General features: G+C 72.8%; 20 protein-coding genes and 2 pseudogenes. 11 read left to right on the top strand and 11 right to left on the bottom strand.

Annotation, left to right across the window (positions count from 1 at the left end; translation table 11 throughout):
* The first annotated feature begins 30 nt into the window (after positions 1–30).
* Both Prum_RS27875 and Prum_RS27880 read left to right on the top strand, forming a co-directional pair.
* A complete protein-coding gene (locus Prum_RS27875) occupies positions 31–594 on the top strand; it encodes a glycosyltransferase family 39 protein (RefSeq protein WP_173079189.1) in 564 nt (187 codons plus the stop codon).
* Positions 549–1,520 (top strand): hypothetical protein, encoded by a 972-nt coding sequence (locus Prum_RS27880; RefSeq protein ID WP_173079190.1) that lies wholly within the window; start codon positions 549–551, stop codon positions 1,518–1,520. The genes Prum_RS27875 and Prum_RS27880 overlap by 46 nt, the downstream gene beginning before the upstream one ends.
* Here Prum_RS27880 and Prum_RS27885 read toward each other — a convergent pair.
* Entirely contained in the window at positions 1,508–2,158 is a 651-nt protein-coding gene (locus Prum_RS27885) for a YveK family protein (RefSeq protein WP_173079191.1), read from the bottom strand. The two genes, Prum_RS27880 and Prum_RS27885, sit on opposite strands and share 13 nt — an antisense overlap.
* Before the next feature lie 185 nt (positions 2,159–2,343).
* On the opposite strand from Prum_RS27885, the gene Prum_RS27890 reads away from it, so the two are divergent.
* The 4 genes and pseudogenes from Prum_RS27890 to Prum_RS51980 all read left to right on the top strand — a co-directional run.
* The gene (locus Prum_RS27890; RefSeq protein ID WP_246278137.1) at positions 2,344–3,546 is read left to right on the top strand and encodes a hypothetical protein; all 1,203 of its coding nucleotides are present in this window, start codon (positions 2,344–2,346) and stop codon (positions 3,544–3,546) included.
* A gap of 2 nt (positions 3,547–3,548) precedes the next feature.
* Positions 3,549–4,400, top strand: coding sequence for a glycosyltransferase (locus Prum_RS27895; protein WP_173079192.1), 852 nt, complete (start codon positions 3,549–3,551; stop codon positions 4,398–4,400).
* On the top strand, positions 4,397–6,817 hold the full coding sequence (locus tag Prum_RS51975) for a glycosyltransferase (RefSeq protein WP_246278138.1): 2,421 nt from the start codon (positions 4,397–4,399) through the stop codon (positions 6,815–6,817). The genes Prum_RS27895 and Prum_RS51975 overlap by 4 nt, the downstream gene beginning before the upstream one ends.
* Positions 6,818–6,867: 50 nt before the next feature.
* Positions 6,868–7,140 (top strand): annotated as a pseudogene (locus Prum_RS51980) (glycosyltransferase family 2 protein); the annotation flags it as partial.
* 236 nt (positions 7,141–7,376) lie between these two features.
* Here the strand turns inward: Prum_RS51980 and Prum_RS51985 are convergent.
* Entirely contained in the window at positions 7,377–7,565 is a 189-nt protein-coding gene (locus tag Prum_RS51985; protein WP_246278139.1) for a hypothetical protein, read from the bottom strand.
* A 173-nt stretch (positions 7,566–7,738) separates the two neighbouring features.
* On the opposite strand from Prum_RS51985, the gene Prum_RS27915 reads away from it, so the two are divergent.
* Positions 7,739–8,590 carry a glycosyltransferase gene (locus Prum_RS27915; protein ID WP_173079194.1) on the top strand — a complete coding sequence of 284 codons (852 nt, stop codon included), beginning with the start codon at positions 7,739–7,741 and terminating at the stop codon, positions 8,588–8,590.
* Positions 8,591–9,054: 464 nt separating this feature from the next.
* On the opposite strand, the gene Prum_RS27920 is transcribed toward Prum_RS27915, so the two are convergent.
* The 4 genes from Prum_RS27920 to Prum_RS27935 all read right to left on the bottom strand — a co-directional run bounded on the left by Prum_RS27920 (position 9,055) and on the right by Prum_RS27935 (position 15,783).
* Positions 9,055–9,987, bottom strand: coding sequence for a hypothetical protein (locus Prum_RS27920; RefSeq protein WP_173079195.1), 933 nt, complete (start codon positions 9,985–9,987; stop codon positions 9,055–9,057).
* Between the two features lie 76 nt (positions 9,988–10,063).
* The gene (locus tag Prum_RS27925; RefSeq protein ID WP_173079196.1) at positions 10,064–14,557 is read right to left on the bottom strand and encodes a glycoside hydrolase family 2 TIM barrel-domain containing protein; all 4,494 of its coding nucleotides are present in this window, start codon (positions 14,555–14,557) and stop codon (positions 10,064–10,066) included.
* Between the two features lie 65 nt (positions 14,558–14,622).
* A complete protein-coding gene (locus Prum_RS27930; RefSeq protein WP_173079197.1) occupies positions 14,623–15,480 on the bottom strand; it encodes an SDR family oxidoreductase in 858 nt (285 codons plus the stop codon).
* A 9-nt stretch (positions 15,481–15,489) separates the two neighbouring features.
* Positions 15,490–15,783 (bottom strand): hypothetical protein, encoded by a 294-nt coding sequence (locus Prum_RS27935; protein WP_173079198.1) that lies wholly within the window; start codon positions 15,781–15,783, stop codon positions 15,490–15,492.
* A 123-nt stretch (positions 15,784–15,906) separates the two neighbouring features.
* On the opposite strand from Prum_RS27935, the gene Prum_RS27940 reads away from it, so the two are divergent.
* On the top strand, positions 15,907–16,236 hold the full coding sequence (locus Prum_RS27940) for a hypothetical protein (protein WP_173079199.1): 330 nt from the start codon (positions 15,907–15,909) through the stop codon (positions 16,234–16,236).
* Here the strand turns inward: Prum_RS27940 and Prum_RS27945 are convergent, their stop codons facing one another.
* Together Prum_RS27945 and Prum_RS27950 are read right to left on the bottom strand one after the other, a co-directional pair.
* Positions 16,237–16,908, bottom strand: coding sequence for a response regulator (locus Prum_RS27945; RefSeq protein WP_173079200.1), 672 nt, complete (start codon positions 16,906–16,908; stop codon positions 16,237–16,239).
* Positions 16,905–19,172, bottom strand: coding sequence for a sensor histidine kinase (locus Prum_RS27950; protein WP_173079201.1), 2,268 nt, complete (start codon positions 19,170–19,172; stop codon positions 16,905–16,907). Before Prum_RS27950 ends, Prum_RS27945 begins: the two co-directional genes overlap by 4 nt.
* A gap of 265 nt (positions 19,173–19,437) precedes the next feature.
* Between Prum_RS27950 and Prum_RS27955 the strand changes: the two genes are divergently transcribed.
* A complete protein-coding gene (locus Prum_RS27955; RefSeq protein WP_173079202.1) occupies positions 19,438–19,740 on the top strand; it encodes a hypothetical protein in 303 nt (100 codons plus the stop codon).
* Positions 19,741–19,783: 43 nt separating this feature from the next.
* Here Prum_RS27955 and Prum_RS27960 read toward each other — a convergent pair whose 3' ends face one another.
* On the bottom strand, positions 19,784–20,509 hold the full coding sequence (locus Prum_RS27960; protein WP_173079203.1) for an AraC family transcriptional regulator: 726 nt from the start codon (positions 20,507–20,509) through the stop codon (positions 19,784–19,786).
* Positions 20,510–20,565: 56 nt separating this feature from the next.
* A complete protein-coding gene (locus Prum_RS27965) occupies positions 20,566–22,566 on the bottom strand; it encodes a glycoside hydrolase family 31 protein (RefSeq protein WP_173079204.1) in 2,001 nt (666 codons plus the stop codon).
* Between the two features lie 339 nt (positions 22,567–22,905).
* On the opposite strand from Prum_RS27965, the gene Prum_RS27970 reads away from it, so the two are divergent.
* Positions 22,906–23,274 carry an STAS domain-containing protein gene (locus Prum_RS27970; RefSeq protein ID WP_173079205.1) on the top strand — a complete coding sequence of 123 codons (369 nt, stop codon included), beginning with the start codon at positions 22,906–22,908 and terminating at the stop codon, positions 23,272–23,274.
* A 68-nt stretch (positions 23,275–23,342) separates the two neighbouring features.
* Positions 23,343–24,113, top strand: a pseudogene (locus tag Prum_RS51990) (serine/threonine-protein kinase); the annotation flags it as partial.
* Positions 24,114–24,151: 38 nt separating this feature from the next.
* Here Prum_RS51990 and surE read toward each other — a convergent pair.
* Positions 24,152–24,922, bottom strand: a complete 771-nt coding sequence (surE, locus tag Prum_RS27975; RefSeq protein ID WP_173079206.1) for a 5'/3'-nucleotidase SurE — start codon at positions 24,920–24,922, stop codon at positions 24,152–24,154.
* Positions 24,923–24,969 lie beyond the last annotated feature (47 nt).

The following is a 24,969-nucleotide window of genomic DNA, read 5'->3' on the forward strand; positions in this document are numbered from 1 at the left end:
GCCCCGACCGATGGCCTGTATGCCGCGCGGGTGAGCTGGGCGGCCAGGCTGCTCGGCACGCCCTGGACGTTGGCCGGCCTGCTGGTCGCCGTCGGCACCGCGATCCGCATCCCACAGCTGTTTCACTCGCTGAACGGCTCGCACGCCTTCCGGCAGACGCAGACCGCCCTGGTGGCGCGCAACTACGCCGAACGCGGCATCGACCTGCTGCACACGCCGCTGAGCGTGTTCGGCAAGGGCTCCGACGTGCCCATGGAGTTTCCGCTGGTGCAGGCCGTCGCCGCAGTGCTCGTCAAGCTGGGCCTGTCCGCGGACGTCGCCATGCGGCTCGTCGGTCTGGCCTCGTTCCAGGTGGCCGCGCTGCTGCTGTTCGCCCTCGCGCTGCGCTGGCACGGCCGGCGGGTCGCGGTCATCGCCATCGTGCTGCTGCAGTTCGTGCCGTACACCATGTTGTGGGGCGCGGCCTCGCTGATCGAGTTCCCCGCCGTGGCGTTGGCCCTGGCGATGGTGCTCTTCGTGGACCACTGGTTCGCCGGCGGTCGGTGGTGGTGGCTCGCCGCGGGGCGGTCAGCGGCTGGTTGGCGTTCCTGGTGAAGGTGACGACCACGCCCGCGTTCGTCCTGCTCCTCGGCGTATCCGGGTTGGCGGTCATCGTCCAGCGGGGTCTGCGGCAGTCGTGGCGGCGGGTGGTGGTGGGCGGTGCGGTCGCGGTCGTGCCGGGACTGGCGATGGTGGCCGCGTGGACGCGGTACGCCGACCACGTCAAGGCCGGCAACCCGCTGACCGTCTTCCTGGTCAGTTCCGAACTGGGTGACTGGAACTTCGGCACGGTCGGGCAGCGCCTCGACATCACCAGCTACGCGACCATCTGGGCGCGCATCACCGACGAGATCGCGGGCCCGTACGCGCTGACGCTCTTCGCCGGTCTGGCGTTCGCGGCCCTCGGTCCGGCGCTCGTCGACCGGGTCCGCGGGCTGGGCTGGGCCGGCGCCATGGTCGTCGCGCCGTTCCTGTTCTTCAACCTGTACGTGCACCACAGCTACTACCTGTGCGCGATCGTCCCCGCCGTCGTCATGCTCGCGGCGCTGGGGATCGACGGGCTGGTCGGGCTCGCCCGGGACCGGTCGCGCCGGGTCGTCCTGGCCGGGGCCGTGCTGCTGTTCGTGCTCGTCAACAGCGCCATCAGCCCGCTCGGACGCAACGACATCAAGGAGTGGCACGAGGACGCGCGTGCGCCCGGAGCCGTGCATGTGATCTCCACGTACACGGAGCCGGGCGCGAAGCTCATATTGATCGGCTGTGATTGGGATCCCGTACTCCCGTACCTCACGCACCGGGACGCGGTGATGTTCCGTGGCAAGGATGGTCGCGCCTACTGGGACCAGGCCGGCGACGCCACGGAGTACGGCTGGCTGTACGCGTGCAAGGACGACGCCGACCCGAAGCCGTATCTACCTCCGGGCGCGACGGCGACCCCGTCGGGACAGAAGGCGTTGTGGCGGGTGTCTCACGCCGGCTGAACGGCGGCGCGCATCCGCCGGCCGCGCAGCAGTGCGATCCCGAGGCCGATGGCGAATCCGGCGGCCGTGCCGGCGATCGTGCGCAGTTGCCAGCGCACCGGCGCCGGCCGGTCCGGAACGCTGGCGGCCCGCTCGATGGAGACCGCCGTGTTGGCCGGAATATCCGTGGAGGGCTCTTCCTGGGCGGCGATCTTTCCCAGTTCGGCCGCGAGCGCGTTCGCGATGGTGACGGCCCGGGAGGCGGACGCATCGGTGACGGTGACGTCGATCACGTGTGTGTCGAACGGCGACGACGCGGTGATTTCCGCACCGAGTTGCTCCGGCGTGAGCGGCAGGCCGAGGGCGTCGATGACCGGATCGGTCACCCGCGAGGTCGGCAGCATGGCCGTGTACGACTTGACCCGCCGTTGCATCAGCCGGTTGGTCTGCGCCGACGGGCTGGCGGACGCCGGGCCGTCCGTGGTCGTCGGGGAGCCGGTGGTTGCCGGGACGAAGGACACCAGCAGGCGCACCTCGGTCCGGTAGACCGGCGCTTCGCGATCAGCCAGGACGCCCAGGCCCACACCGCCGCACATCGCCAACACGGCGATGAGGAGCCAGTTCGCCCGGATTGACCGGACATAGAGGGCGGCGTCCATTTATCTCCATAACAGGGTGTGCGGGCTCGGGTCGCGAAGAGAGTACCTGGGATGCCTGTAACGGTACGGAAACCCGGCGACTTGCGGTGCCCGGCACCATCGGGTAGGAAGGTCCAGCGACCTGGGCGCCAGACAAAGTCGCGCCAATAACACTGGTCGACGTTTCCCCGCGGGGGTGGGTGGCGGTGCCAAGGCAGTACCGGCGGCTGTTCACGCCCGAGCGCATCTACATGGGCGCATTGGGTTTGTCAGGCTGTGCGGCTTTGGTCTCGGTCGGACTGCCGCCGACGGAGCGCGGTGAGCTCGCGGCGAGTATCGCCAGCGCCACGCTCGGTGCCGCCATCGGTGGCTTGTCGGTGGACACCTTCCTGCTTTCCCGGCCCGGCGGCTGGGTCTTCGGCCGCGGACCGCGGTGGATCCTTTCCCTTCTCGTCGGGTGCCTGATCCTGTCGGCGGCCGCGGCGACGCTGTTGACGGCGCTGGCCGGAATCGGCAGCTATTGGGTCGGCATGGGTGCCGCGTGCGCACTCACCGTATTCAACGCATTCGCCTCGCTGGCCTTGCGCATCAAAAAGTTCCTTTTCGTGTATTCGATGCGGGCGTTGACCGGTGCCACGCTCGTCGGTGCGTACGCCCTGCTGTACGCGACGGACCGGCGGGACGGCGGGACGTGGAGCGTCGCCTGGTTCGGCGTCCAGTCGTTCGCCGGCATCGTGTTGAGCGCCGTCGTGTTGAGCTGGGCCTGGCGCGCCCGCACCGCGCGTACCTCGGGCGTGACCGCGGCCGAGTTCCGGACCGACCTCACCGCCATGGGCAAGCTCCACATAGGAGTGTGTGCCCAGATGCTCACGTACCGGCTCGACCAGATCCTGGTGGCCCGGTTCGCCGGCAGCGGGCCGCTCGGCGTGTACGCGCTGGCCGTGGCGGCGCTGGAGTTCGCGCAGGCCGGCGCGGTCGTACGGGCGCAGCGCATCCTGGTCGACCGGGACCGCGAAGACACCACCCCGGACCGGACCGGGCTGATCCTGCGGGCCGCGCTGCCGGTCGCGGTCGCCGCCGTCGCCGGGCTGGGCGTGCTGGGCTTCATCCGCCCGGAGTACAACGACGCCTGGCTCTACGGCCTCCTGCTGATCCCCGGCGCGATGGCCGTGGCGGCCGGGAAGACCTGGAGCGCCCTGCTGCTCAAGCTGCGCGGTGAGCAGGCGACGACCGTGGTGGCGCTGACCGCCATGTGTGTCGCGGTCGCCCTCTACTTCGTGCTCATTCCCGCGGCGGGCGCGTACGGCGCGGCCGTGGCGTCGTCCGGCGCGTACCTGGTGTATGCGGTGCGCACCCGACTGAGCCTGCGGCAAGCCCCAGCCCCTCTTCTGACCCAGCGGGTGATGTAGCGATGGACGTCTCTGTTGTCGTGCTGACCTGGGAGGACCACGAGCGCACCAGCGTTTGCGTGCGCTCGTTGCCCGCCGACGCCGAGGTCATCGTCGTCGACAACGGCAGCGCCGACGACGTCGGCGAGAAGCTGCGCGCGCTGTGTTCCGAGACCGGCGCCAAGTACGTCCGGGCCGACACGAACCTCGGCTACGCGAAGGGGATGAACCTCGGCGTCCGGCACGCCACCCGGTCCTGCGTCATCCTGTCGAACAACGACATCGTCGTGCACCCCGACGCGATCGACCGGCTGCTGACCCGGCTCCAGGATCCGGCCGTCGGCGCCGCGTTCCCGAGCGTGCTGGACCCGAAGGGCACCGACCAGACCGCCGCCGGGCGGTTCCTGAGCATCGGCACCGGGATCGCCCACGCGACCGGGCTGGGCCTGCTGTTCCCGGGGCTGCGCATCGTCGCGACGCCGCAGCGCGCGGACTGGCTCTCCGGGCCCTTCGTCGCGATCCGGCGCCAGACGCTGGACCGCATCGGCGGGGTGGACGAGTCATCGTTCTTCTACTCGGAGGACCTGCGCCTCTGCTGGGCCGTGCGCCACCTCGGCCTGGACCTCGCGTACGTGCCGGAGGCCGTGGTCACGCACGAGGACGACGCGAGCGCCAAGCGCCGGTGGAGCGACGCGGAGATCTCCCGCCGGCAGACCCGCGAGTTCATCCGGGCCAGCCGCGAGCTCGCCGGCTGGCGGGGCGAGATCGCCTGCGCGGCGTACGTCCTCGGCGTACTCATGCGGGCGGCGGTCGGGCGCGGAGAGGTCCGCCGCGCGATCGCGCGCGGCGCGGTCGAGGGAATGCGCCGGCCATGAAGGTCATGTTCGTCTGCACGACCGGTGGGTCCGGGCGCCGCCAGCTGGGCGGGGCGGAGCGCTTCCTGATCGAGATGCTGCCCGCGCTCGCGCGGGAGGGCGTGGAGGTCGTGGGGTGCACGCCCGACGACGAGGTCGCGGCCGCGCTGCGCGACGCGGGCGTGCCGTGGATCGAGCTGGGCGCGAGCAGCCGCATCGACATCAGCTACGTGCGCGAGATCCGCCGCCTCGTGACCGAGCAGCGGCCCGACGTGGTCAGCGCCCACCTGCTCTCCGCCGCCATGCACGCCCGCGCCGCGCTGCGCGGCGACCTGCGCGGGACGGGCCTGGTGGTCGCGCTGCACAACAGCCTCTGGCAGTACCGCGACGCCGCCGAGTCGCTGCGGGCCAAGGCCGCGGTCCAGGCCAACATCACCCTCGACCTGACGATGCGCCGGCTCCGCCCGCACGTCACGGTCGCGGTCTCCGCGTTCGAGGCGGACGAGCTTCGGGTACGCGGGCGCGTCGGCAATGTTCACGTGATCCCGAACCCGCTGCCGGCCACCTGGCCGGCGGTCGACACTCTCGACGCGGCGCCGTCGGTGCCGCCCCGGGTCGGCTTCCTCGGGCGCCTTGAGCAGGAGAAGGGCGCCGACCTGCTCTCCGAGGTCGCCGCTGCGCTGCCGGACGTGGAGTTCGTGGTCGCCGGCGCCGGCTCGACGCCGGTGGCGAAGCTGCCGAACATCCGGCTCGCCGGCCGGGTCGACGCGGCTTCCTTCCTGCAGAAGGTGGACTGCCTGCTGGTGCCGTCCCGGGTCGAGTCGTTCGGCCGCAGCGCGCTGGAGGCGATGTCGCTCGGCGTACCGGTGGTGCACTCCGGGGTTGGCGGGCTGACCGAGATCACCCGGCCGGCGGACGGCGTGCTGGCCTACCGGGCGGACCTGACGCCGACCGCGCTGGCGGCGGCCATCACGCGGGCACTCGGGGCACCGATGCCCAGTCACGGCGGCGGGACCTGGCCCGGTGGTACGCACAGGAGTTCTCCTTTGATCGATGTGTGGATAACTGGCTCAGGCTCTACCGGTCGGTCGCTCATGACTCCGCTTGAGCGGGTCTGGCCTGCCCTCCTGCCGTTCTCTATCGGTGCCGTTCTCCTCCTGCTGACCTGGGACACCGGCCTCGGCGTCACGTGCGCGCTGGCCGTCGGCGCGGTCGTGGCCGCCCGCGCGCGCATGTGGGGGCTGGCCATGTGCGCCACCGCGTGGGTGGCGGTCTTCCTCGCCGTGCGCTTCCTCGCCGGTCCGTACGACTCGTGGGCCGGCCGCGCCGCCATCCCCGTGCTGGCTGTCTACGTCGCGTTCTTCCTGTCCGCCTGGGCCGCCGGGCGCTGGCTCGCCAAGCGAGCAGGTGCCCCCGGGCCCCCGACCGGCGCGGCCCGGCCCGCGCTGGTCTGGCCCAGCGAGACCCGGCTGCGGATCTACCTACTGGTCGTGCTGGCCGTGGCCGTGCTCTCCGCGGTGCTGCGGTTCCGGGGCATCGTCCCGCCGCTCTTCGACGACAACCCGGACGCGGCCCGGCAGGTGCTGCGGGAGCGGTCGAACATCGCTGTCGGCCTGCTCTCCGAGGCGTGGACGCTGGGCATGGCCCTCTCGCTCCTGCGCGCCCTGACCGCCCGCGGCTGGCAGCTCGCCATCTACCTCGCGGCCGCGTTCGTCTTCACCTGCGGCGCGGCGCTCGGCGCGAGCAAGAACTCCGTCCTGGTCGGCGTCGTCCCGGCGATCATCGCGGTGCTGTCGGTACGGCGGGCCGCCGCCCGACCCAAGAAGGTGTGGTCCGGAAAGACACCGGTGGTGGTCGGGCTCGTTGGCATCGCGGTGGTCGGCGCCGCGGTCTTCCTGGGCGGCCAGCGCACGCTCGCCGGCACCGGCACGTTCGAGAACGACTTCCGCTCCCGGTACGGCGACAGCGTGCTCGCCACCAGCGCCGGCTCGCTGGACCTGTCGCTGAGCTCGTCGACGGAGACGTTCGGCCGGCTGTGGGCGCAGCGGCAGACCCTGCAGCCCGAGTACGGCGCGTACACGCTGATGTTTCTCGGCTCGCGCGTCCAGCCGCTGGTCGGCAAGGTCGACCTCTACAACCTGACGTCCCAGCTCAGCCTGCCGTACTACATGAACACGGCGACGTTCGTGGCGATACCGCTGCTGGACTACGGGCCGTGGGGCGCGGGGGTGTTCCTCGTCCTGCTCGGCCTGGGCGTCGGCTTCCTGGAACGCCGGCTGGAGTTCTCCACCGGGCCGGCCCAGCAGCTCGCCCGCGGGTTCGTCGTCTACTTCGCCGTGTTCGGCGTGTACGAGCTGTACCCGTTCATCTACCCGACCTGGTTGGCCCTCGTCCCGGGGCTCTGGGTCCTCTACCGGATGGGGAGGCCGGCCACGTGAGCGACGAGCGAGTCCCGGGCCTGACCGTGGTCACCGTGCTCTACCGGTCGATGCAGATCCTCGGCGAGACGCTGCCCACCTGGGTACGCAGCGCCGACGGGCTGCCGGTGCGGTTCATCTTCGCCGACAACTGGCCCGAGGACGGCTGCGAGAAGGTCATCGCGGGCTGCCTCGACGAGGGCCGGTACGCGTACCTGCCGGACTCGTCGAACCCGGGCTTCGCGGCCGGCTGCAACCGCGCCGTCGCGGCCGCGCGTACCTCGCACGTGCTGCTGCTGAACCCCGACGTGTGGCTGCTGCCCGACTCGGTCGCCCGGATCCAGGCCGCGATCGCCGAGGCGCCGCGGGACCCGATCGCGGTCGGCCTCACCATGCACGGCGGCAACTACGTGGGCGTCGACGCGCACCCGATCTCGCTCTTCATCGACCGGCAGGCCGGCGCCGCACGCGGCCCGCTGGGTCCCTCGGGCGGCGGCGCCGTCTTCCCGACCGCGCTCTTCGCCGAGTTCGGCGGCTTCTACGAGCACCTGTTCGCCTGGGGCGAGGACGCCGACCTGTCCTACCGGCTGTACGCGGCCGGCGTGCGTACCCGCGTCCTCGACCTGGCGCTGCCGCACGTCGGCGGGCACAGCGTCACCGGCGACAACAAGCTGCTCGGCTTCCGGGCCTTCCTGCTGGCGCGCAACCGGGTTCTGGTGGCCGCGCGTACCTTCTCCTGGCCGTTGGCGCTGCTCGCGGTCCCGTTCATCGCGCTGGCGCACTGCGCGCTGGCCGCCCGGCGGGCCCGCCAAGGGCTGCTGCGGCCGTTCCTGCGCGGGGTCGGCCGCGGCCTGCTGGAGGCGCCGGGTGCCCGCCGCCGCTGGCGTGGCAAGCGGTTCGGCCTCGCACATCTGATCGGCTACCTACGAGCGCAGGGGCATCATGACCGGATCCCGGTGGAGCGTCGTGACCGTCACCTACAACTCCGCCGACACGCTCCGGCGGTGTTGGAGCGGCACGGCCAAGCCGTACGACTGGATCGTCGTGGACAACGACTCCGCCGACGACTCCGCGGCGGTCGCGGCGGAGCTGGGCGCGCGCGTCGTCCGCCTGCCGGCGAACGTCGGCTTCGCCAAGGCCAACAACGCCGGGGTACGCGAGTCCGCCAGCGACTACGTCCTGTTCGCCAACCCGGATCTCGTGGTCGACCCGGCTGGGCTCGCCACGTTCCAGGCGCACCTGGACAGGCACGGCGGGTTGGTGGCGCCGCAGTTGCTGGCCACCGACGGCGAGCCGCAGCCCAACGGGCGCGGGTTCCCGTACGCCACGGCGAAGCTGGGCAACCGGAAGGTCTGGCCGCTGTCCAGGATGCACGCGACGTACCGGGTGACCGCGACGCCGGGAGAGGCGTTCTGGGTGGCGTGGGTGATGGGCGCCGCCGTCGCCGCCCGGCGCAACGAGTTCGTCCGCATCGGCGGCTGGAACGAGCGCTTCTTCCTCTACTACGAGGACCACGAGCTGGGACTGCGTGCCTGGCAGCACGGGCTGCGGGTGGCGCTGCTCGGCGACGTCCGGTGGACCCACCACTGGGCCCGCGCCACGAACTCGTTCCGCTGGTCGCGGGCGCACACCCTGGAGATCAAGGGTGCCCGGACCTTCTACGGCATGTTTCCCGAGTTCATCGTGGGCCTACCACCGGCCGGCCGCCGGCACCGCCAGGCGAACGCCCTCCTCGGCACGCCGGTGAACTCAGAAGAACAGAGTGTCACGCAGGTAGTTCGCGATCTTCTGTAGCTCGGCGGCGCGGTCGACCGGCGCGGTCATGCGCAGCACGACCTGGCGGTTGACGGACTCGTCGGTCTCGGTGCGGTAGTAGGCGACGAGCACCAGGCCGTAGCGGGGCGCGCCGTCGATCGTGTCCGTCTCGGCGTACGCGGACAGCCGCGACCCGCGGTGCCATTGCAGGCCCCACGCCTCCTCGGACTTCCGCATCGCGGTACGCCGTTCTTCGTCGCACACCAGGGGGCAGGTGCGGACGGTCAGCTCGCCGCCGATGGCGGGGTTCTGCCCCGGGGATTCGCCGCAGTTGTACTTGGCGAACCCCTCCGAGCTGCCGGCCGCGACGCAGGTCCAACTCGACGGCACGGTGAGCGGGAAGCCCAGGCCCTCCAGGTCGCGCAGCTGCTGGACCTCGTCTCCGCTGCCGAACTTCGGCCACCCGGGCCAGGATCCGGGCTTCGGCGGCTCCACGCCGGGGCTCAGCGGTGTCGCTGCCGGGACCGGCCCTTCGGTGGCGGCGTTGGCCACCGTGGGCGTCGGGCCCGGATCGTTGCCCGCGCTGTTCCAGGCGTACGCCCCGCCACCGGCGGCCACGAGGACCAGGACGAGCGCGCCGAGCCCGATCCACAGTCCCGTGCGGCGGCGGCGCTTCGGCTCGGGTGCCACGGGCGCGTACGGGTCGTACGGGGACGGACCGTGCGGCGGCCTCGGCCCGTACGCCGGGCCCGGGGGCCGTAGGCGGGCGAGAGCGGGGCATAGGCCGGCGAATGGGGCGTACCAGAGACGGGGTGCGGCGGCGCCGAGATCATGTGTGGTGGCACCGAAACCGAGTGCGGCGACACCGAAACCGGCGCCACGGAGACCGGGCGCGGCGGCGCCGACACGGGCGGCGCCGAGTAGGGCGCCACCGGGGGCGGCGACATCGGCTGCGGCGGCCCGGCCGACCACGGGCTGACGGGCGCGCCGCCGGGGACGTCCGGCGGGGGCGTCGGCTGCGTCGTCTCGGCCTCACCCGGCGTGGTGGCCTCCATCACATCCGGCGGCAGCGGGCTGATGGGCGCGGGCTCCAGCGGCGGGTGCTCCACCGGCTGGAGCTGGTCCGGCGGCACCGGCTGGTACTCCATGCCCAGCGCCAGGAAGACCCGCTCCGCGCCGATGCCGTTCTCCGCGGCGTACGCCACCCACGGGGACGAGGTCGCGAAGTCCGCGTACAGGTAGCCGGGCTCGCCCGCCTGCACGAGCGTGTTGGCGGCGGCCGCGAATGCCTCGCGCCAGCGCTGGTCGGCCGCCGCGTTCGCGTCGAGCAGCGCCACCATCAGCGACCTGCCCTGTGCGTCCACGGCAGACCAGACACTGCCCACCTGACACGAGCCCATCGCCTCGATCAAGTGGTACGGATTGCCCGGCTGCATCCCCACACCCTCCCCGCAGTTCCCTTGACGGATATTAGCGAGGTCAGGCACGCCGGCAGAAATCCTGGTAAGGGCATCACCCCTGGCAGAGGAGCCGGGCCGCGGCCCAGTCACCGTGATCGGCGCCGATGCCGTTGCCCCCGTCCGTGATCCGTAGTTCCAGGCGCTGGCCGCCGGTCACGTCGACGGAAACGCGTTCGGCGCCGGCCGGGCCGGTGAGCACGCCGGTGGCGGCCCGCCGGGTCCCGTCGACCCACACCTCGAACGCGACCGACCCGCTCGCGCCCATCTCGTCGTCGACGCCCACGTCGGCGCGGAAGGACGTGCAGCCGCCGCCGAGGTCGACCTCGACGCGGGACGGCGCGTGGGCGCCGATTCCCTTCGCGTACGTCACGCCGCCGATGCTCAGCGGTCGACCGTCGCCGGCCGCCTGCTCGCCGTTGCTCTGGTCGCGTTCGACCGGGCCCCAGCCGTTCTGGGTGCCCAGGAACGGCAGGTCGCTGACCCACCGGCCGCCCGCCGGCAGCGGGGCGTGGGTGGTGGCGGTGGCCCGCACGGTGGTGGGGAAGCCGTTGGTCAGCGCTGTGACGGTGGCGATCAGGTCGTACGCGCCGAAGTCGGTGCCCGGCGGGGCGGTGACCGTGAAGACCGCCTCGGTGTCCACGGTGGACACCGGCGGGGTGACCGTCCACCCGTCCGGTACGGCCAGCGCGGCGACCGCGTCCTGCAGGCCGGCGGCGCAGCGCGCGGTGACGCCGACCGTGACCCGCTCCGGCTGGCCGGCCTCGATCTGCCCGTCGGTGGTGACCGCCACGTCGGGCGGGCAGGGCGCGGCGGCCGCGGAGTCCACCACGCCACCGGCCCGCACCTCGGCCCGGGTCAGCGGGCGCAGGGTCAGCTCGTACTCGCGCGGCCGGGTCGCGGACACCCGGTACTCCTCCAGCACCGAGTTGGGCGTCTCGCCCATGCCCGTCTCGCCAGCCGCCGCGTGCAGCGTGACCCAGCCCGGGTTGCGCACCAGCGGGAGCTGGAAGTCGTACTCGGCGCGGGCCAACTCGTCGTACGGCGTGACGCTCACGTCGAGGTCGCCGCCGACGAGCAGGCCGGACCGGTGGCCGTCGCTCAGCGTGGCCCACTTGGCGCCGGTGTGGTTGCCGTACGCCTGTGGCCGGGAATAGCGCACGTACTCGCCGTCGACCGTGTTGCGCCACACCCCGGTGAAGGCGCCGCTCGACCGGTCGTTGTACGTCTCGTGCGGCCCGCTGCCGTAGTACGCGAAGTCGTCCAGCGCGTCCGGCACCTGGATCCGCACGCCCAGCCGGGGCAGGTATGGCAGCGCGCCGAGCCGGGCACCGCGCGGGACCACCCGGTGCTGGAGGGTGATGGTGCCGCGCCGGTCGATCCGGTAGCGCATGGTCTGGTCGAACGCGATGCCGGTGCCCTGCGCCGTGCTGGCCACTTCGACGACCGCCGCACCGTCCTGAGTGGACGACGCCACGCCGGTGACGGTGGTACGCAGGCGATCCAGGCCCAGCTCGTGCCAGATCTCCCGGTCGGCCGTGCCCCAGCCGTACGTCTCGTTGCTGGTCGGCGGGCGGTACACGTCCAGTTCGGGCCCGGCGCGCAGCAGCTCCCGGCCGCCGGCCGACATGGAGGCGAGCGCGCCGGTGCCGGCGTCGAAGCGGTAGCGCCAGCCCGGTCCGGTCACCACGATGGCGGCGCCGTCGCGGGACAGCGCCGGAGCGGCACCGGCGGCCGGCGGCAGCAGCACGCCGGGCACCACCCGCCCGCCGGCCGGGAACTGGTCCCAGCCGTACCGGGCCTTCCCGGCGCTGTTCTCCGGGCCCCCCGCGGTTAGGGGAGCAGACACCGCCTCGACCCGAAGCCAGCGCTGCCGGTCGTGCGGGTTGCCGGGCGCGGTGCCGAGGTCCAGGTCGACGGTCTGCCCGGGCGCGAGCCGCAGCGGCACGGTGCCCGAGCGCAGCACCCGGTTCACCTCGACCAGCGACCAGCGCACCCGTACGTCGAGCGGGCCCGCCGGCTGTTCATTGTGGACCCGCACCCGGCCGGCGGCCGGGTCCACGGCCGTGAAGCGGACCGGCGCGTGCGCCCACGCCACCTCGACGGTCTCCGGCTGGAGGTAGCGGTCGGAGCCGACCAGCCCGTCCGTGCCGGACAGGCTCAGCCCGAGGCTGAGGAAGTCGCCGCGCCGCTCGATCCGGTCGAAGTCGAGCGCCAGCACCGGGTCGCCGGTCGCGGACGGGGGCACGGCCCGGTCGTAGACGCGCACGTCGTCGACGTGGCCGCGGGCCAGCCGGGTGCGCAGATCGTCCTGCTGGGTCTGGGCGTTGCGGCCGACGTTCACCTCGTACAGGCCGGGGTCGAGGGCGCCGGCACGCGGGGCGGTGGCCACCTCGGCGCCGTCGACGTACAGCCGCAGCGCGGTGCCGTCGTAGACGCCGGTGACCCGGTGCCAGGCGCCGTACCAGTCGGCCGGTACGGGCGCGGCGACGGTGGCCCAGCCGCCGCCCGCCGTCACGCCGAACTCCAGCGTGGTGCGGTCCCGCATCTGCAAGGCGTACGCCCGGCCCTTGGTGACGATGGGGAAGCTGCCGGCCCACTCGCCCGGCCGTACCCGGGCGTCGAGCGTCACCGCGTCACCGGTGAGGTCCAGCCGTGGATCGCGGAACATGCTGACGAAGTCGTCGAGGCTGGACAGTTCCAGGTGGCCGTCCACGATGGACGGCTTGCCGACCAGGAACGCCTGGATCCGGTTCGGCGACGAGTCCGGTGTGACGTAGAGCGGCTGGCGCGGGTTGGCGTCGGCCCAGTCCCAGATGAAGCCGCCCTGCACCGACGGGTACCGGCGGGCGAGCGCCCAGAAGCGGTCGAAGTTGCCGACGCTGTTGCCCATCGCGTGGGCGTACTCGCCGAACACGATCGGGCGGGTCGCGGTGCGCGCGATGGACTCCACATAGGACGGCGTGGGATAGCGCGGTCCCCACACGTCGGCGTACGGGGCGTCCCCGTTGGGGCTGTTGGACTGGTGGTAGAGCAGCCGGGTCGGCTCGTTGGCGTCGGCCCACGCCGCCATCGCGAAGTGCGCCGTGCCGAGGCCGGCCTCGTTGCCGGTGTCCCAGATGATGACGCTCGGGTGGTTCTTGTCCCGGGCGACCATCGCCTGGAACCGGTCGGCGAACGCGTCCTGCCACTCCGGTCGCGAGGCGAGGCAGTTGTTGGGGCAGTTCTCGTGCGAGTGGGTCTCGATGTCGACCTCGTCCGCGATCCACAGCCCCTGCTTGTCGGCCAGGTCGTAGAGGTACGGGTCGGCGGGGTAGTGCGAGGTCCGTACCGCGTTGATGTGCAGGCTCTTCATCAGCGCGACGTCGCGGCGCTGCGCGGCCCGGGTGACGTGGCGGCCGGTGTCCGGGTCGGTCTCGGCCCGGTTGGTGCCCTTGATGAGGATCCGCTGCCCGTTGACCAGGATCTGCGCGTCGCGCACCTCCACCTCGCGGAAGCCGACCGCCTGCGAGGTCGTCTGCACCGCGCGGCCGTCCGGGTCGAGCAGTTCCAGCACCAGCGCGTACAGGTTGGGCACGTCCGCGCTCCACTTGGCCGGGTCGGCGACGGTAGCGCTCAGCGTGCCCTGACCGACCATGGTGGACACGGTCCGCCCCGCCGGATCCACCAGGGAGCCGCGAACGGTGTACCCCTGCGCCGGCCCGGCGACGTCGACCCGGGCGGTCAGCGTCGCGTCCCGGTACTGCCCGTCCAGGTCGGTGGTGACGTAGGCGTCCCGCAGGTACGTCCGTGGCGTCGCGTACAGCCAGACGTCCCGGAAGATGCCGCTGTAGCGCCACTGGTCGACGTCTTCGAGGTACGCGCCGGAGCCCCACCGGTGCACCTGGACGGCCACGGTGTTCCGGCCCGGTCGCAGCGCCTGCGTCACGTCGAATTCGGCCGGCGTGTAGCCGCCCTGGTCGTACCCGACGTACTGGCCGTTGACCCAGACGAAGTAGCCGCTCGTGACGCCCTCGAAGCGCAGGACCACGCGCTTTTCGGACCAGGAGCGCCCGACGTCGAACGTGCGTACGTACGCGCCGGTGGGGTTGGCGTCGCGGGGCACCCGGGGCGGGTCGTCCGGCCAGATCTCCTCCGGGATGTTGCGGAACATGGGGTGGTCGACGAAGTCCGACTGCCAGGTGTGCGGCACCGTCGCCGTGGGCCAGCCCGACACGTCGTACCCCTCGGTGTGGAAACGGTCGGGGACGCCCTCCGGGCGGTCGGCGATGCGCAGCCGCCAGGCGCCGTTGAGCGACGCGACCCACGGCGACCGCGCGCTGTGCTCGGCGGCGTCGGCCGCCGCGGTGCGGGCATCCGGGTACGGGCGGAGCAGGGCGTGCGGCGGCTCCTGCCCCTCGCCGGTCATCCGCGGGTCTTCGAGGTAGCGGTAGACGTCGTCCACAGTGGTGGGTCCGGCGCCCGGTGGGGCGGCGGCCGCCGGCACAGCGGCGACCACCGGACCCAGCAGGAGCAGCGCGCAGGCGAGCGCGAGCGTGCGGCGTGACATCGAGCCTCCCCAAGAACCTCGACAGACCCGCACAGAGAAGAACAGGTCTAAACCATTCCTAACATCTACCCGGCCCCATATTCAAGAAGATGCGCGCGCAGGCTCGTGGCCGGGTGGCCGGCGACGGTGGCGACCGCCTCGGTCACGCCGTCCATCTCGCCCGCCGCGATCGCGGTGTACGTGCTGACCCACGCGTCGACCTGCCAGGTCGGGGCGCCGTAGCCGGCCCGCGACGCGTACGCCTCGTTGAGCGACTCGTCGTGGTAGTCGACCGTCCGACCGGTGACCTCGCTGATCGTGGCGGCCACCTCGTGCAGCGTCAGCGCCTCCGGGCCGGTGAGGTCGTACCGGGCGTTCTCGTGTGCGCCGGGATCGCGCAGCACCGCCGCGGCCACGTCGGCGATGTCGTCCTGGGTGACGGCGGCGGCCCGCCCGTCCGCCGCCGGCCCGCGGATGACGCCGTCCTCGCCCACCATCATGGGGAAGAAGTCGATGTAGAGGTTGTCGCGCAGGACCGTGTAGCGCAGCCCGCTGGCGCGGAGGTGCTCCTCGGTGGCCCAGTGGTCGCGGGCGAGCGTGAACGTGGCGTCCGGCGCGGCGCCGAAGAACGAGACGTACACCAGGTGGCCGACGCCCGCTGCGGCGGCCGCGTCGATGAACGTCTTGTGCTGCGCGACCCGGTCCGGCTCCTCGGCGCCGGACACCATGAAGAGCGTCTCGACGCCGTCGAGGGCGCGCCGGGCCGCCTCGCCGTCGGCGTACGTCGCCTGGACCGCGCCGGCGCCAGGCAGGTCGGGCGCGCGGCCGGGATCGCGGACCACGAGCCGCTGGGGTACGCCGGCGGCCGCGAGCCGGTCCGCGACACGCCGGCCGAGGCGGCCGGTGGAGCCGGTGACGCCGAGAGTGGGTGCGGAAGTCGTCATAAGGGGACTCTATTCGGGCCTTTCTGGCTCGGCGTCCGAGTCCTTCGATCGGCGACCGCGGATCCATGCCACCACCGCCGACGCGCCCAGCAGTACGGCCAGCGCCGCCTTCAGGCCGCCCTTGCCCAACGCCAGGTACCCCAGCGCCTGGCTGCCCACCCCGGCCCACCACGCCGGATCGGTGTGCCGGGCACCGCCGTATCCGTGGCGGAGCCAGAGCCCGAAAACGATGAGTCCGATCGCGGTGATTCCCGCGAGCACCGCCGCCACCGCCAGGATGGTGTTTCCCCGTCGTACGCCCATGATTCGACGCTAGGGACGGCGGCCCCGGTGTTCGTCGTGCCTCGCAACGAAATCGCCCTGTATCGCTGGATGGACTTGTGACCGACCTCACGATGGGTCGATGATGGTCTCGGAGGAAGTCACATGGGCCGAAAGATCGTGCACCAGCAACGTCTGGCGTGGGACGGCGCCAGGGTTTTCGTGGCCGCCCTCGAGTCGGACGTCCTCTATCCCTGGTTGTACCGGCGGATCACCGCCCTGCTCGGCTCGCCGTACGGGGAGGCGCTCGCCGACTCCCGGCGCCTGGTGCGCGGGCCGGAGTGGGACCGGCCGTTCGTCGAGTCGGCGAAGTGGCGGGTCCGGCTGGAAGACCTGCTGCGCTACCACCCGGAGCTGTCCACCGAGCTGGGCCGGCTGGTCAGCGACGTGACGTTCCGGATCTCCGCGCCGGGCGGCGCCGCCGGCCGCGGCTGATCATCGCGGGCGCACCACCCCGAGGTCGTACGCCAGGATGGTGGCCTGCACCCGGTCCCGCACGCCGAGCTTGGTCAGCAGCGCGTTGACGTGTGTCTTGACGGTGCCGGTGGCCACCCCGAGCCGCGCCCCGATCTCCGCATTGGACAGTCCACTCGCGACAAGCGTGAGCACCTCCAGCTCGCGCGGGGTCAGCGTTTGCGGCGGCGTGGCATCCGGCGGCGGGGCCAACACCCCGCGGGCGAACGCGTCGATGAGCCGGCGGGTGACCGCCGGCGCCAGCATGCCGTCGCCCGCCGCCACGACCCGGATCGCGGCCAGCAGGTCGTCCGGGTTGGCGTCCTTGAGCAGGAAGCCGGAGGCGCCGACCCGCAGCGCCTCGAAGACGTACGCGTCGAGGTCGAACGTGGTCAGCACCAGCACCCGCGGCGGATCCGGCGCGCCGGTGAGCAGCCGGGTGGCGGTCAACCCGTCCATGCCCGGCATCCGGATGTCCATCACCACGACGTCGGGGCACAGCCGCCGGGACTCCTCGACCGCGGCCGCGCCGTCGGCGGCCGTACCGACCACGAACAGGTCGGGCTCGGCGTCGATGATCGCCGCGAACCCGGCCCGCACCACCGGCTGGTCGTCGACGACGAGAACGCGGGTGGTTTCGTGGGGTGCTCTCATCGGGCCGGGATCCATACGTCCATCGTGCCGGCCGGGTCGAGGCTCATCCGCCCGCCGAGCGCGGTGATCCGGGCCCGCAGCCCGGCCGCGACCGGGTCGGCCGTGGCGGACGGCACGCCGGTGACGGTGATCCGCAGGTCGCCGGCGCCGTAGCCGAGCGTGACCCGGGCCGGCCCGGCGTCGCCCGCGGCGAGCGCGGCCTCCACCACCCGGTACGCCGACACGTCCACCGCCGGCGGCAGCGCCGGGACCGCCGCGGGGGAGTGCAGCTCGACCACCCGGCCGGCGTCGCGCTGCCGCCGGCACAGCGCGTCGATCGCCGCGGCCGTCGGTTGCGGTGCCCGGTCGGGATCACCCCGCAGATCGCCGAGCAGGTCGCGCATGGCCGCCAGGGCCGCGCGGGCTTCCCCGAGTACGCCGTCCAGCCGGCCCTCCTCGGCCGCCGCGGTCACCGCGTTCGCGTGTCGCAGCACGGCTGCGCGCAGCCCGGCGGCGATCCGGGCGCGCTCGGCGTACGCCATCTCGACCGCGCCGGCCGTGGACGCCGCCACCGCCCGCCGCTCGCGGGCGGTGACCCGGTCGCGCCGCAGGCGTACCGCGAAGCCGGCACCCCAGAGCGCGCCCAGCGGCACCAGGAAGAGGGCCGCGACCACCACCGTGCACAGCTGCGCCACGAGCGCGGTGGCCGGCTGCTCGATCAGCATGCCGTCGACGGCCGCCGCGGTCACCGCCACCGCGCCGAGCGCGCCGGCGGCCAGCGGCGCGGCCAGCCAGGTCAGGTGCCGCGGCCGGCCGTACGCCGCGACCGCGTAGACCGCCACGAACTCGGCGACCATCCCCGTCGCCAACGCGTCGACGGCCGGGTGCGGCAGCAGATCGAACCCGACCACCACGGGCCACACGGCGGTGGTGGCCAGTACGCCGGCGAGCGCCCGCCACGGCGCGCGGCGGCGCCAGACGAGCGGCAGCGCGTGCGCGGCCAGCAGCATCGCGGCCAGCGCCCCGCCCGCCGCGTCCAGGCGGGGCACCGCGGGATCGGGCAGCAGCACCGCCGACACCGGCAGCACCGCCAGCGCGAGGGCGATCGCGATGTCGGCGAGCCGCGGCCCGCGTACCCGAAGAAGCGACCGATCCACGGCGGAGGCCGAGGTCTCCGGGAGCATGGCGTGCACCCGCCAGCCGCCGTCCGGCCGGTGCCCGGCGGCGAGGGTGCCGCCGGCGGTGGCCACGCGCTCCCGCATGCCGGCGAGGCCGCGCCCGGAACCGAGCCCGCCCGCGGCGGCCGGCGCGGTGCCGGCCGCGTTCGCCACCTCCACGTCGAGGACCCCGTCGCGGTGGTCGAGCCGCACCTGCACGGCCCCGCCCGGCGCGTGGCGCAGCGCGTTGGTGAGCGCCTCCCGGACGATCCCGAAGGCGGCCTCGGTGCACGGCCCGGTGCGGTCGTCCAGGCTCAGCCGCACCGTGACCGGCTGGCCGAGCGCCACGAAGCCGGCGGCCAACTCCTCGATCCGCCGGCCCAGCCCCGACCCGCTCTCCGACTCCACGCCACGCATGACGTCGACCAGCCGGGCCAGGGCCGACTGCGTCTCGCGGCCGGCGCGGGCGGCGAACTCCAGCGCCTCGGCCGCCAGCTCCGGCCGGCGCTCGGCGAGCCGCCGCGCCGCCGTCACGGTGACCACAATGGACGTCAAGTGGTGGGCGCTGACGTCGTGCAACTCGCGAGCCAGCCGCTGCCGCTCCACAACGGACGCCTCCCGCCGGTCGGCCTCCGCGCGGGCGAGCCGGTTCGCGGCGTCCTGGCGGGCCGCGCGCCACCGCCGCCGGCTGCGCCCGAGGCCGGCCGCGAGCAGGTAGACCACGACGGCGATCACCAGGTTGCCGGCGTACGTGCGGCCGGTGCCGTAGATCGCGATCCCGAGCACGCTCTGCCAGCCGACGAGCGCGGCGGTCGCGGCGAAGGTGACCCGGGCCGGCCGGCGCACGCCCACCGAGTACAGCGCGATCACGTCGATGCAAATGATCACCATCAGCGCGTCGACGGGCGTGGCGAGCTGCCCGAGCGACAGCGCGGGCGTGATCCCCACCAGCGCCGCGACCGGCGCCCGCCGCCGCCACCCGAGCGCGATGGCGGCCAGCACCGTGGCGGCGAGGCCCGCGGCCACCTGGACCCGATCGACCGGCTCGCCGCCCAGCAGCGGCAAACCCGGCCACAGCGCCACCTGGCCGAGCGCGAGCAGCGCAGGCACCAGCCAGTTCCGCAGCACGGGTACGACGATAGGGGCGCACCCCCACCGCGAGCATCCAACCGTGGTGGGAACCCACCTACACCCACCGACATAGAGCCCACTCGGAGCAGGTGCCGCTCGGTACTCAGTGCTTGCGGCGTCGCTCACCAACGGGGCGTGGGCGGGTACTCAACCTGGCCGAACGCTGCGCAATGTGGACAGGATCCGCGTGTATCGGCTCGACCGGGTGACGGAGCGTGTTTAGGTTCGCACTAAGAGGCATGGCGCGGGTGGGGAGTCGGTCATGATCGATGAGGTTGAGGTGCGGCGGGACCTCGCCCAGGCGGCGCAGGCGCTGGACCAGGCGGTGGCGTTCCTGGCCAGCTACGACGCGGCCCAGGCGGCCCTGCTCGGCATGGCGCCGGGCTGGGACTCGCCGCTGACGACGGCGGTACGCGACGGGCGGCTGGCCGTCGAGCGCGTGGCGGCGTACGTGCGGGCGCTGACCGGGGAGGCTCCGGCCGGCGAGCCGGTGAACGGGGCCAGGCTCAACGGCTCGGCGGTGCGCCCGCTCGTCTTGATGTCCCACGGCGATCCGGGGGAGTAGGGCGGCGCCGGCCGGGCCCGCCGATCAAGGAATTCCGCGCCGATCAAGGGGCGCGGAGCGTGTCGGCGGGGGACTGGCCGTATTCCGCTCGGTACGCGGCCGCGAAGCGGCCCAGGTGGGCGAAGCCCCAGCGGTGCGCGACGTTGGCCACGGTCTCCTGGTGCGGGTCGGCAGTGCACAGATGGGCGTGTGCGCGCGCCAGCCGCAGCTGCCGCAGGTACGCCATCGGCGACAAGCCGACGTGCCGGCGGAAGCCCTCTTGCAGGGTGCGCACGCTGGTACCGGCGATCGTGGCGAGCGTGGCGACCGTGAACGGCCGCTCGGGCTCGGCCTCCATCGCGTCGATCGCCCGCTTGACCGTGCGGGGCCGGCTGGGCGGGACCCGGCTCGCCAGGTCGTCGCGGTACTGGTGGGCGGTGGCCAGCAGCAGGGTGGTCAGCACGCCCTGCCACAGCCGCCCGGCGATCAGCGGTTCGTAGATGAGGCCCTCGTGGTCGTCCAGCTCCGCCCTCATCAGGGCGAGCAGGCGGGCGAGGCTGCGCCCGGCGCCGGTGGTGAGATCGTTGCCCGGCGGCAGTTGCAGCGGCTCATGGACCGGACGTCCGAGCAGGCTCGCCAACCGATCCTCCAGTGCCGCCCGATGCCCGGGCCCGAGGACCGCGGAATCGTCATCGCCGAGGGTTACCAGACCGGGCGGGATGACGTCGAGGCCGTAGACGTACCGGCCGGCGGGCCCGCACACGTCGAACGACAGCGGCCCCTCTCGCATAGTGAGAGTATTGACCGGTCTATGTGCAAGCTGCAACTTTCATCTATGGCAGTACCTCATGGGCGCAGTTGCACATTCGCGCCATCGCGGCGGAACACCGGGATCCGGTCGAGCGGGGCGTCGGCGGTGAACGCGGAGCCGCCCTCGTACGCCGTCCCGGTCCACGCGTCCACCCAGCCGGTGCCGGCCGGCAGCCGCACGGTGCGCGACCGGGCGCCGTACTCGGTGATGGGCGCGACCAGGAGGTCCGGGCCCAACAGGAACTCGTCGTCGATCTCCCACGCGCTCGGGTCGTCCGGGAAGTCCACGAAGAGCGGGCGCATCGGCGGCAGTCCGCTGCGGTGCGCGGTGGCCAGCTGCTCCGCCAGGTACGGCCGCAGCCGCTCGCGCAGGGCCAGGACGGCGACGATGTGCTCGTACGCCTCCGGGCCGAACGACCACACCTCGTTGGGGCCGCCGGTCATCTCCGGACCGAACTCCACCTTCGGATCCCGGTAGCCGTGCAGGCGGAAGAGCGGGCAGAACGCGTTGAACTGGAACCACCGCACGATCAGCTCGCGGAACTCCGGGTCGTCCGGGTCGCCGCCGTGGAAGCCGCCGATGTCGGTCGTCCACCATGGAATGCCGGACACCGCCACGTTGAGGCCGGCGCGTACCTGCCGGCGCAGCGAGTCGAACGTCGCGCCGATGTCGCCGGACCACAGCGCGGCGCCGTACCGCTGGCTGCCGGCCCAGGCGGACCGGGTCAGCAGCACCATCTCGTCGTCGCCCTGCGCCGCGAAGCCCTCGTAGAACGCCAGCGCGCTGTCCCGCGGGTACAGGTTGAACACCTCGTTGCCCGGCCCGGCGTGGAAGGCCAGGTTGCCCGGGTGCAGCGGGCGCACCTCCGGCTCGCACGCGTCCAGCCAGAACGCGCGTACCCCGAGGTCGTAGTAGTTTTCCTTGACCCGCGACCAGAGAAACTCGCGGGCGCGAGGGTTGGTGGCGTCGTAGAACGCGACCGGCATCTCCACCGCGAAGCCCTTGTCCTTCCAGGGCGCGTGGTGCGGCACGCCGCTCTCGGTGCCGACGAGCAGGCCCTCGGCCTCCATCCGCCGGTAGTTCTCGGACAGCGGGCTCACCGTGGGCCAGATCGACACCATCAGCTTCACGCCCAGCTCGTCCAGCTCCTTGACCATGCCGGTCGGGTCGGGCCACTCGGCCGGGTCGAACTTCCAGTCGCCGAGGTGCGTCCAGTGGAAGAAGTCGGTGATGATGACCGACATCGGCAGCCCGCGCCGCTTGTGCTCACGGACCACGGAGAGCAGCTCGTCCTGCGTCTTGTAGCGCAGCTTGGACTGCCAGAAGCCGGTCGCCCACTCCGGCAGCATCGGTGCGTGTCCGGTGGCGTCGGCGTACCGGCACAGGATCTGAGCCGGGTCGCCGGTGGTCACCCAGTAGTCGATCTGGCGGGCGCTGTCGGCGACCCACCGGGTGCCGTTGGTGGCCAGCTCCACGCGGCCCACCGCCGGCGAATTCCACAGCAGACCGTAGCCGCGGTTGGAGAGCAGGAACGGGATGCTCACCTCGGCGTTGCGCTGCACGAGGTCGAGCACGAGCCCCTTCTGGTCGAGGCGGCCGTGGGTGCGCTGTCCGAGACCGAAGACGCGCTCGTCGTCGTACCCCCGGAAGCGCTGCTCGATCCGGTGAAAGCCGTTGCCGTGCGGCTGGAACAGCCGCGGGCCCGGCCACCAGAAGTGCGCGCGCTCCTCGGCCAGCAGCTCCGCGCCGGTCGAGGTCCGCCGGAACGCCACCTCGGCCTCCGACTCCGCCTCACCCGGATCAATGTGTACGACTACCGTCAGCTCGCCGTTGACCAGTGTGGCCCGGTTGCCGTCCACAGTGGCCTGAACAGCCTGGGCCGGCGGCGGCGGGAGCAGCGCGCCCGGCAGGTCGTCGACGATGCGCCCCTGGCCGATCCGCACCCGCACGCTGTCGGCGCCCCACGGCTCGATCCGCAGCACCTGCCGGTGCGAGGACACTTCGATGCCGTTCTCCGTGCCGCGGATAGCCGTCATATTGATGTCCCTTATAGTCGAAGCGCTTCGACCACGGTAGTTCACCGGGCCGGGATGCGGCAAGAGTCCGCTGTGGCATCACTCACCAGATCCGGCCGCCACCGCGCCTTTCTCCTCAGCGGTTTCCGAGCCGGCCCCGGTACTCTTGAGGGTGGTTTCAGACGCGGTGACTGTGGGAAATATGATGCCAGATGTGCTGGTATGGGCGGATTTGTGGCAGCGATCCGCGCACATTGCCGCCCACGGGGGCTGGCGGCCGGCCGGGCGGAGGAATACGCTCGGTCGCGGCCCGCGTACTGACGAGACGCCCGGGGTGCCCGGGCGAGTGGAGGTGCTCGCGTGAGCCTGTCGATCGTTACGTCGGCCCTGCCCGGCGGTGTGGTGGAAATTGCTCCGCGCGGAGAGATCGATGTCGACACGGCGCACGAGGTGCGTGAAGCGGTGGCGGCTGTGCTCACCAAGAGCCGGCCAACGCGCATCCAGCTCAACATGAGGCTGGTGAGCTTCATCGACTCGGTGGGCATCAGCGCGATGGTCGCCGGGTTCCAGACGGCCGAGGTCAGCGGCGTCAAGCTGCTGGTCACCGAGCCCAGCCGGTTCGTGCACCGGCAGCTGTGGGTCACCGGCCTGCTCGGCCTGTTCGGCGCTCCGGAGCCCTACTTCGCCGGCTCCGCAGCCGGCTCCGAGGTGCCCTCGCCGAACGCGTGACCACGGATTTGACGCTTGTAGATTACCCGTCCTGTACGGAATAGTCCGGTGACGTGACGTTGCTGCGGATGGGCACCGCCATCGTCGGCCGGTACGTCCTGCTGCACCCGATCGGGCGCGGCGGGGTCTCGGTCGTGTACCAGGCTGTCGACGCGCTGTCGCCACGTCCCATCGCGGTCAAGGTGCTGGCCCCGGCCCTCGCCGACGCCCGCGCGCGGGAGAGCGTACGGCGCGAGGCGCTCATCACCGACCGGCTGCGCCACCCGAGCGTGCCGCGGATCTACGACCACGGCGACGCACCGCTACCCGGCGGCGGCGTCGCGCCGTACGTCGTGATGGAGTTGCTCGCCGGGGTCTCGCTGGCGGACCGGTTGGAGGGTGGCGCCCTGCCCTGGCCGGAGGCCGTCCACATCGCGGCGACGGTCGCCGACGTGCTGGCCGTGGCGCACCGGCGCGGTTTTGTGCACCGCGACATCACCGCCAGCAACATCATGCTGACCGACAACGGCGTCAAGATCATTGACTTCGGGCTGGCGGCCACTGTGGAGCGCCCGCGCCCTCGCCCGGACCGGCCCCGGCTCACCCGGACCACTCTGCCGCGGCGCCCCCTCGTGCCGGCGCACCGGGTTACCTCCGCCGCCCAGCCCGCCGACGACGTGTACGCGCTGGGCGTGCTCCTGTACGAGATGGTGACCGGGCGTTCGCCGTACCCGGGAGGGATGCCGAACTTTCGTGGCATGGCGCCGACGCCGGTGCTCGCGGTGGCCGGACTGCCGCGGCAGCTCGCCGACCTCTGCCGGGCCTGCATGGCCAAGCAGGCCGCGCAGCGCCCGAGCAGCTCCGAGGTGGCGCTCGCGCTGTGGGGTGCGCTGGTGGGTCAGGGCAGCTCGACGTCCACTTCGGACACCGCCCGGACCGCGGTGACGGTGGCGTACCCCTCCACGAGCAGTGCCGCGTCGGTGCCCGGCTCCAGGCGTACGTCGGTCTCCTCCAGGGTCGTGCGCACGTAGCCCACCCCGACCTCCGCCACCGCCATCCGCACCTGACCGAAGCTGGCCAGCCGCGCCCGACGTACGCCCCGGAGCCGGTCGCGTGGCAGATCCGGCACGTTGAGGTTGAAGACGGTCCGCTCCGGCGCGCTCTTCAACGCGGGCAGCAACTCGGCCGCGACCGTCCCCGCCGTCGCCCAGTGCCGGTGCTCGTCGGCGGGCCTGCCCGCACGGAAAACGTCGGCCATCGGCATGTCCAGCGATACGGCCAGCGCGCGGCAGCCGTTCGCCGCCGCCGTGAACGCCGCACCCACCGTGCCCGAGTGCAGCAGGGCCAGCCCGGTGTTGGCGCCGCGGTTGATGCCCGACAGCACGAGCTCCGGCGGCGGCCCGAACGCGCCCAACGTCGCGATCAGCGCGATGAACCCGGGGGAGCCGGCCACCCCGTACGACTCGACACCGTCCAGCCCGTCCAGCGGGTGCGCGGTGACGACGATCCGCCCGTCCTGCCTGACCGCGGTCATGGCGGCGCTCATCCCGCTCGCCTCCTCGATCGGCGCGGCGACCACCACCTCCAGCCCCGCGTCCACCGCCGCCCGAGCCAGCGCCCGGATCCCAGGTGCGGCGATGCCATCGTCGTTGGTAACCAATACCTTCATCGCCCTCCCCTCCCCGCCAGGCTACGTGCCCGTCCGTCTGCCCGTCC

The sequence above is a fragment of the Phytohabitans rumicis genome (genome assembly GCF_011764445.1).
Classification (GTDB): Bacteria; Actinomycetota; Actinomycetes; order Mycobacteriales; family Micromonosporaceae; genus Phytohabitans; species Phytohabitans rumicis.

What these genes read in the sequence shown, in the direction of transcription:
- Prum_RS27960 (WP_173079203.1), bottom strand. Translation starts at nt 20,509, where the DNA reads ATGCGAGAGGGGCCGCTGTCGTTCGACGTGTGCGGGCCCGCCGGCCGG.
- Prum_RS51985 (WP_246278139.1), bottom strand. Translation starts at nt 7,565, where the DNA reads ATGAACGGGACCGCGAGCAGCGCCAACGGCCAGGAGAAGGTACGCGCG.
- Prum_RS27920 (WP_173079195.1), bottom strand. Translation starts at nt 9,987, where the DNA reads ATGCAGCCGGGCAATCCGTACCACTTGATCGAGGCGATGGGCTCGTGT.
- Prum_RS27955 (WP_173079202.1), top strand. Translation starts at nt 19,438, where the DNA reads ATGATCGATGAGGTTGAGGTGCGGCGGGACCTCGCCCAGGCGGCGCAG.
- Prum_RS27895 (WP_173079192.1), top strand. Translation starts at nt 3,549, where the DNA reads ATGGACGTCTCTGTTGTCGTGCTGACCTGGGAGGACCACGAGCGCACC.
- surE (WP_173079206.1), bottom strand. Translation starts at nt 24,922, where the DNA reads ATGAAGGTATTGGTTACCAACGACGATGGCATCGCCGCACCTGGGATC.
- Prum_RS51975 (WP_246278138.1), top strand. Translation starts at nt 4,397, where the DNA reads ATGAAGGTCATGTTCGTCTGCACGACCGGTGGGTCCGGGCGCCGCCAG.
- Prum_RS27925 (WP_173079196.1), bottom strand. Translation starts at nt 14,557, where the DNA reads ATGTCACGCCGCACGCTCGCGCTCGCCTGCGCGCTGCTCCTGCTGGGT.
- Prum_RS27965 (WP_173079204.1), bottom strand. Translation starts at nt 22,566, where the DNA reads ATGACGGCTATCCGCGGCACGGAGAACGGCATCGAAGTGTCCTCGCAC.
- Prum_RS27935 (WP_173079198.1), bottom strand. Translation starts at nt 15,783, where the DNA reads ATGGGCGTACGACGGGGAAACACCATCCTGGCGGTGGCGGCGGTGCTC.
- Prum_RS27940 (WP_173079199.1), top strand. Translation starts at nt 15,907, where the DNA reads ATGGGCCGAAAGATCGTGCACCAGCAACGTCTGGCGTGGGACGGCGCC.
- Prum_RS27915 (WP_173079194.1), top strand. Translation starts at nt 7,739, where the DNA reads ATGACCGGATCCCGGTGGAGCGTCGTGACCGTCACCTACAACTCCGCC.
- Prum_RS27885 (WP_173079191.1), bottom strand. Translation starts at nt 2,158, where the DNA reads ATGGACGCCGCCCTCTATGTCCGGTCAATCCGGGCGAACTGGCTCCTC.
- Prum_RS27945 (WP_173079200.1), bottom strand. Translation starts at nt 16,908, where the DNA reads ATGAGAGCACCCCACGAAACCACCCGCGTTCTCGTCGTCGACGACCAG.
- Prum_RS27930 (WP_173079197.1), bottom strand. Translation starts at nt 15,480, where the DNA reads ATGACGACTTCCGCACCCACTCTCGGCGTCACCGGCTCCACCGGCCGC.